This window comes from Cyclobacterium roseum (genome assembly GCF_010119225.1).
Classification (GTDB): domain Bacteria; phylum Bacteroidota; class Bacteroidia; order Cytophagales; family Cyclobacteriaceae; genus Cyclobacterium; species Cyclobacterium roseum.
In genome coordinates, this window is the sequence record NZ_WNKF01000032.1 from 1 (window position 1) to 6597 (window position 6597).

Genomic DNA, 6597 nt, shown 5'->3' on the forward strand with positions numbered 1-6597 from the left:
CCGATTGCATTACCCAATTTCAGCAAAAAATCACATTTTCAGCAATTCCCCCTTTTCTAAAGGGGGTTGGGGGATTTTTCGAGGATTTCAACTATTCAATATACTGAAATATTGATAGTTAAGTAAAAAAATCCCCCTTGCCCCCTTGATAAGGGGGATTTGTGCACGTTCGGGCTTACGGAATTTAAAAACCTTGGCGTTTATTAGCCCGATTGCATTACCCAATTTCAGCAAAAAATCACATTTTCAGCAATTCCCCCTTTTCTAAAGGGGGTTGGGGGATTTTTCGAGGATTTCAACTATTCAATATACTGAAATATTGATAGTTACGTAAAAAAATCCCCCTTGCCCTTGCCTCGGCGGAGGGATTTGCTTTCGATCCATTGAGCCCAGATTTAATATCGTTTGGATTCAGTCCTCTTTTTTTATCTCAAAAATTTGTCCTGTGAACATCATTTTCAACTTCCCACTCATCAATAAACGCACCTATTTCCTGGAGAATGAAAGGCATGGATTTCTTGACATCTACATCCAAAAACCTTAGAAAACATAAGCCCATTTTTTCCAAAACCGATTGTCTTTTAAGATCTTCAACAACTGATTCAGCATGGAAGTGGCTATCTCCATCAATTTCGATGACCAATCGTAATCTTTTGCAGTAAAAATCGACAATATAATCTCCTAACGGCTTTTGCCTGTTAAATGCGTAGCCTCGAAATTGACGTGCCCGTAGTTTTTGCCAAAGTAAAACCTCGGATAGCGTTGAATGAGATCGTAATTCTCTTGAAAATTCTTTCAAATTCTTGTTGTAGGGAATAAATCGCATGGAAGAAGTTAAAAATTATGCATTAAACTTCAACGTTTTTCTTGGAAATTTTATTTCTTACGGTGGGGATTTTGCTGAGGGGTTCTTTTGTTTAATAGATTGATTTATTGATAGTTACGTAAAAAAATCCCCCTTGCCCCCTTGTCAAGGGGGATTTGCTTTCGATCGGGTTACAATCCGTCATAAGCCGCTGAATAAATGACAGGTATGCATGGCTAAAAAATGTTTAGACGAGTTAAGTGTACAACTGCAAGTTATTGATTCAATATTCCCTTTATTTTTAACTGATATTCAGGGTTAAACGTCATTCCATTGTGCTGCTGACCGCTAAGCATGATCAGGGAGTCCTGCTTTTTAAAATGTTTTTTTAATTTAATGGAGGACCCTGGATAAATGACTTCGTCCTGATCACCATGAAAAATCACCACTGGCATGTTGCATTTTTGAATGTGCCGGAAATTTTCAAAAGGATACTTGTGCAAAAACGAAGGAAAAATCGGGAAATAATGTTGCACCAGGTCGGATAAGCTGTAATAGGGTGCCTGCAAAATCAACAATTTGGGTTGATTGACGGAAGCCAATTTTGAAGCCGGACCGGTACCCATAGAATACCCCAAAACGATGATCTCCTGCTCAAGGTACCTGTTTTTCAGCGCGTCGTAAGCCCTTTGAACGTCCTGATACATTTGTTTCTGCCCCTGAATCGTACCTTCACTTTTGCCATAACCTCTGTAATCCAGTATAAACAGGTCATAACCAAATTCGGTAAAAACCTCAGCTACCCCACCCCAGGTTCTTAATGATCCGGCATTTCCATGCAGGTAAAAAATAAGGCCATTTGGATGATCGGTTTTGAATAGCAATGCATTCAATGAAATGCCATCTTTCATCCGGATGTTCATTTCTTCAAATCTTTGGTCAAATTGAAAGAGGAAATTGCTTTTCAGTTTTTCAGGGAAGAAAAGAAACTTTTCCTGAAAAGCATATAACAACCCGTAAGCCATCAAAATGATTATTGAAAATAATATCATCGGGATCATAAACCTACTTTTCATAAAACAGCTAATTCAAGCTCCCAAATTAACAATAACCTTTGAAGGCCGGAAAGGCATGATATAAAATCCTGGCCTGGAGAACTTCGATTATCGATGAGAAAATTTCCAGTCAAATAAAGCGAGTAGCCTTTACCTGTCATCTGTCCCTTTTTGGAATGGAATATTGTCATTACGAGACCTAACATTTTAAAAAACGAAGAAATCGGGATGACGGTATTTATTTATATCTATTAAGAATTCAACATATTATATAATACCTCATCGGTACACCTACCGTCATCGCGAGCACAGCGAAGCGATCTGATTCGGAGCGGCAGCATTAATCCATCGGGAAATGGGAATAGGATCGAAAGGTCGTCCACGTCCCCCTTCAGACTGCCGCGGGTGGATGGCTATTTTCGATTCCTTTTTATTCCCGTCTTCACCCTACCATTGACGACCAAACCCGTCATCGGTATACGATCAGAAAATGCCAGCATCACACCAGTTGGCTTCTTACCGTTTCTTCCCGCCTTCTTAAAACCCGGGACAAAAAATAATACAAAGGTTAATGGAATGATTTAGATTTTCCCTAGCAGCTCTTATTTTGAAAATTTTTCCAAGTGTATAATCGCTCACAAACAAACCTCATTCCCCTACATTGACCTGAATGAAAGTAGCGATACCAAACCGAATCCCGCCTCTTTTGTACTTGCCGTTTTCAAAACCAGCACCAATCTCTACCCTGAAAATCCGATACAGGTTGTCCAACGAATAACCCAACTCCCAATAATGGGGAGCATTTTGGGTTTTTAGATAATTGAAAAAAAGATTTTCCCTGATGCCTGAAAACCGGAGCACCGGCAATTGGGTAAAAAGAAATTTCCTGAATTGATAATGCATGATGCTACTGAAATAGGGACCTGCGGTGCTGTATTGGTAGTAATCCAAAAACCGGTAATTGCTGGCGGCTCCCATATTACTAAAGATGGTCCGGTTACCTCCAAAATGTTTGAAGTCCATAAAATAGACCTGAGAATGATTCAGGAAAGTACCCGTTTGCACGTTTAAATCCAATTTACCACTTACGCCGAAGTTAAACGCATGCACTACGCCCAATTCAAGGTGATCGAATTTACCAGCTCCTGAAAAATTTTTGTTATAATTAAATTTTACCAGGGGAGACGTTTCCATAAGCGGGAATTTTCTTCCGTTTCTTATACGGTATTTCAATCCGGGTCGCCACTCAATAGCCCCACTTACCAATACGGCCTCATTAGGTGCAAAGGCCTCGTTCCCTGCTTCCTGGTTCATTGGTCGATTGGAAGTATACGTTCGTTCCGGCTTATTGTAAAAACTGTAATCGGAATTGTTCTCCAAGTTCACCCGATCTTCCAACCGGAAATTAACCCTGTAGGTGAAGGCATCCGTAATTCTATGAGCCAGGTACAATCTGGTAAAGGTTTTCTCATACAGTTTCATGTAATTTTGCCTGAAAAATAAGGAATACAGGGCATTGACTTGCTCATTGATGGGGTCCTCCCCATTGTATTGGTAAAGGTATTTCCCTCCTTCGATCCCCCAGGTATGGCCCGGCCTTCCTTTGGTCACCGAGCGCCGGATGTGCAGCATTCCATAGGACTTCTTACTTGCAAAACCATACCTGAATGCAGGTCTGAAATTCCAGGACCGCAGGTGGTTGGTTACACTGTCTGCCATTTTGGTGTTCTTTTCAGCCCGGTAGTAACCCGAAAAGCCGATTTTAAACCCTTCTACGGTGTTGAAGGACATGTTGGTCCAATTGGAATGAAAACCTGCAGACCTGCCTTTCCCGAAACTGTAATCTCCACCCGTTAGGAAATCAAGTGGTTGAAATTTTCTTTTAGCTTTCTGAGCCACGGAGTCAACATCACTTTCACGGGCCGCCTCCACTACAGCCAAACTATCATCCCTGCGATAGCCTTGTATTTCTTTGGCTGTCAGTTGGACCGGCCGGATGCTGTCCCAATATACAAGCCCTCTTTTGGTGGCCATGGAATCTACCTTATAAGTTCTTTGGGATAGGACTTCCGCCTGCTCTCTCTCCTTCAAGGATTCCTTTTCATAGGCATTGACCATTTTTCTGAAATCCTTTCTGCTCATCTGATCAGCGGCTGCCAACTGTTCGATGGGGTCTGCGCTTTTGGTAATTTCCGGAAGGTGATCGGGAATCTCCTCTACTTTTTCGTCCAGAATCCTGGTATCCACCAGAAGATCGGGATTCAGCGTGATTTGGTAATCCCTGGTTGATGCCAGGTACTGGTACTCCCCTGCAAAACCAAAAAACTTTCCCCCGAAAGTGTAGGTATGGGTCAGGGGCATCCAGATGTTTTCCTTCACCGGAGCATATTGTTGGGTTACTCCAATATCGAAACACATGAGTGAAGTTTTCAAATTCAGGCTATGAATGGCCCATAAATCCTCAATAATATAAATATACCCATCAAATACCTTTTCTCCTTTCGAACGGGGAATGACCCTTATTTTATTCACCATAACCCCATTTTCAAAAAAATTCCCTTCCAACCGGAACCGATAATAAACAAAGGCGGACCTGGAAAGGGGGGAAACAACGCCATTGATCTGGTCATCGTAAAAACTGGCCCCGATATAGGGAGCTGGTGAAGTCTGGTTGTTTTCACCAGTGGACCGTATACTGATGACCGTCTCAGTAATTTCATCCGGCTGCTTAAAGTGAATTTTAGAAACCGATTCTGAAGTATAGGCCTCATTGAGTCCAACCCCTTCTTCTTTCAGTTTCTTTTTCAGGAAAAAGGGGGCATTGGTCAGTTCCCCGGTTCCTTTAATATACACCATCATGCTGTATTCCTGAACCTGCAGGCGGTGAAATTTTGCTTTTGCTATGGCTTTACGCATGACGGTAAGTGCCGGATCTTCCTGATCCCCCCTTACCTCTACCTCCTGCAAAGCAAACGTTTGCATTTCCAGACTTACATCCAGATCTACCCAACTGCTCTTTACTTCCACTGTCTGTAATTTGGACTGGTAGCCAAGGTATTGGACAATGATATCGTAGTTTCCAGGGGGTAGTTTCCATTCAAACCGCCCATCCTGGTTGGTGGGGATGCCATCATTCAGGTTCCGTGCAAAAACAGTAGCATATGCGAGGGGTTCCCCTGCTTCAGAAGTAACCAACCCTCTAATTCCCTGGGATAATCCATTGAAAATAAAAGCTTGAAAAAGCATAAAGCAAGACAACACCTTTAATTCCCTGGAAAAATCAATCATATCATAAACCTAAAGGTAATTTTACCTAAAATTACGGTATATAGATAAATAAAAAATAGTTTTAATATTTTTTAACCTGCGTTCAATCAAAAGCATGCTGATGGCTGTGTAAAAATCTTCTTTGTGCGCGTTCGAAAGGTCGGTATCCTAACGCCTTGCCTTTCCTCAGCCCGATTACATTTTCCAATTTCAGCAACAAATCTCCATTTCCACAAGTCCCCCTTTCCCAAAGGGGGCTGGGGGATTTGCTTACGTAAACTTCAATAAGTCTGTACATTGAATCAGGTAGGTTCCTGGTTTTGCATTTCGATTGGCTGATTAAAGATTACCAAATCCGCTCCTCAGAATCTGAAATTCCGTGGTTCAGATAGGGGGGATTTGTAATCCCCAAAACCCTCTCTGGGTCAGTTTGCATCTACATCCCAGGTATCCGATGAGTTACGTAAAGGAGGCATCCTGTTTATCCTTGTCAATTACCAGAGGTTGGTTTGAATAGTAAATCTGTACATAAGGTTTATCAATTCTCTCAGGATTATCTGTCTTTATCGTCCGTTTGAGGTTTCCATCAAAATCTGTTACATAGAGTCGAATCCTATAGGTACTTGCTATAAGTAGGGTAGAGTCTGAAATAACTTCAAAGGCCTTAAGCTGTCCTACAGCATTTGGCCCATCAAGTTGGAATCGAACTTTGAAGTCATCTCCCTTTTCAGAAAGTGCATAAAACTCTAGTTCATTGGTGTTTTCGTTGACTACTCCCAGAAAAGGGACGCCATCAATCTCACATTTCTTGATGTATTTGCTGTATACATTCGAGCGGTACCCAATGGGGATTCTCAGGGTATCTGAGGAAATTAGGGTCATTCTCTCGGTGTAAGTCCGGGCTTCGGGATCCAGGGAATTATCGGTGGTGCAAGAATTTCCCAAGGCCATAAAAAGAAAGCCAAGTAGTATTGGGATTATTTTTTTATTTTCGTAGTACTCCATGGACCTGGTAGCTATTTTAAAGTAACTGGTTAAACCTAATTATTTTTTAGTTGAAATGAAACTAATTAATTAAAAATACTAGGTAGAATGGAAAAATTTCAATTTCGTCAGGTGCCAATTTTTCTCTTTCAGGGGTAGGTTTCTTGAATAACTTGACGATAAATCTGCGAAAAATAACAACAGTTTATTCCTGGAAAAGGATTCTGCTCTCTATATTAGCCGACAGGACAAACTGGCAAGCGCGTGATGAAATTATCCCGCATAGTCTTTTACCTCCTTTACAATATGTAACTTTATATCCTTCCAGGAAATCTCCTGAAACATTGTCGGAGTAGGTTGTTTGTCAGCATCTTCGAAAAAAGCGATACTTCGCAAAGCCAGCCACTCATTTCCATCGCTTATTTTTTTATTATAAAAGTATCCGTCCGATAAACCCCATCTTCCAGGATTGCCCATTCGTGACTA

Annotated in this window: 4 protein-coding genes; all 4 read right to left on the minus strand. The window is 41.3% G+C overall.

The window, feature by feature from the left end:
* Positions 1-430 precede the first annotated feature (430 nt).
* Positions 431-826, minus strand: a complete 396-nt coding sequence (locus GJQ68_RS22800; RefSeq protein ID WP_162419576.1) for an endonuclease domain-containing protein — start codon at positions 824-826, stop codon at positions 431-433.
* 254 nt (positions 827-1080) lie between these two features.
* The gene (locus tag GJQ68_RS22805) at positions 1081-1830 is read right to left on the minus strand and encodes an alpha/beta hydrolase (RefSeq protein WP_202928001.1); all 750 of its coding nucleotides are present in this window, start codon (positions 1828-1830) and stop codon (positions 1081-1083) included.
* Between the two features lie 678 nt (positions 1831-2508).
* A complete protein-coding gene (locus GJQ68_RS22810) occupies positions 2509-5148 on the minus strand; it encodes a DUF5686 and carboxypeptidase regulatory-like domain-containing protein (protein WP_162419577.1) in 2640 nt (879 codons plus the stop codon).
* Positions 5149-5586: 438 nt separating this feature from the next.
* Positions 5587-6132, minus strand: a complete 546-nt coding sequence (locus GJQ68_RS22815) for a DUF4221 family protein (RefSeq protein ID WP_162419578.1) — start codon at positions 6130-6132, stop codon at positions 5587-5589.
* Between the last annotated feature and the right edge of the window lie 465 nt (positions 6133-6597).

What these genes read in the sequence shown, in the direction of transcription:
- GJQ68_RS22810 (WP_162419577.1), bottom strand. Translation starts at nt 5,148, where the DNA reads ATGATTGATTTTTCCAGGGAATTAAAGGTGTTGTCTTGCTTTATGCTT.
- GJQ68_RS22815 (WP_162419578.1), bottom strand. Translation starts at nt 6,132, where the DNA reads ATGGAGTACTACGAAAATAAAAAAATAATCCCAATACTACTTGGCTTT.
- GJQ68_RS22800 (WP_162419576.1), bottom strand. Translation starts at nt 826, where the DNA reads ATGCGATTTATTCCCTACAACAAGAATTTGAAAGAATTTTCAAGAGAA.
- GJQ68_RS22805 (WP_202928001.1), bottom strand. Translation starts at nt 1,830, where the DNA reads ATGGCTTACGGGTTGTTATATGCTTTTCAGGAAAAGTTTCTTTTCTTC.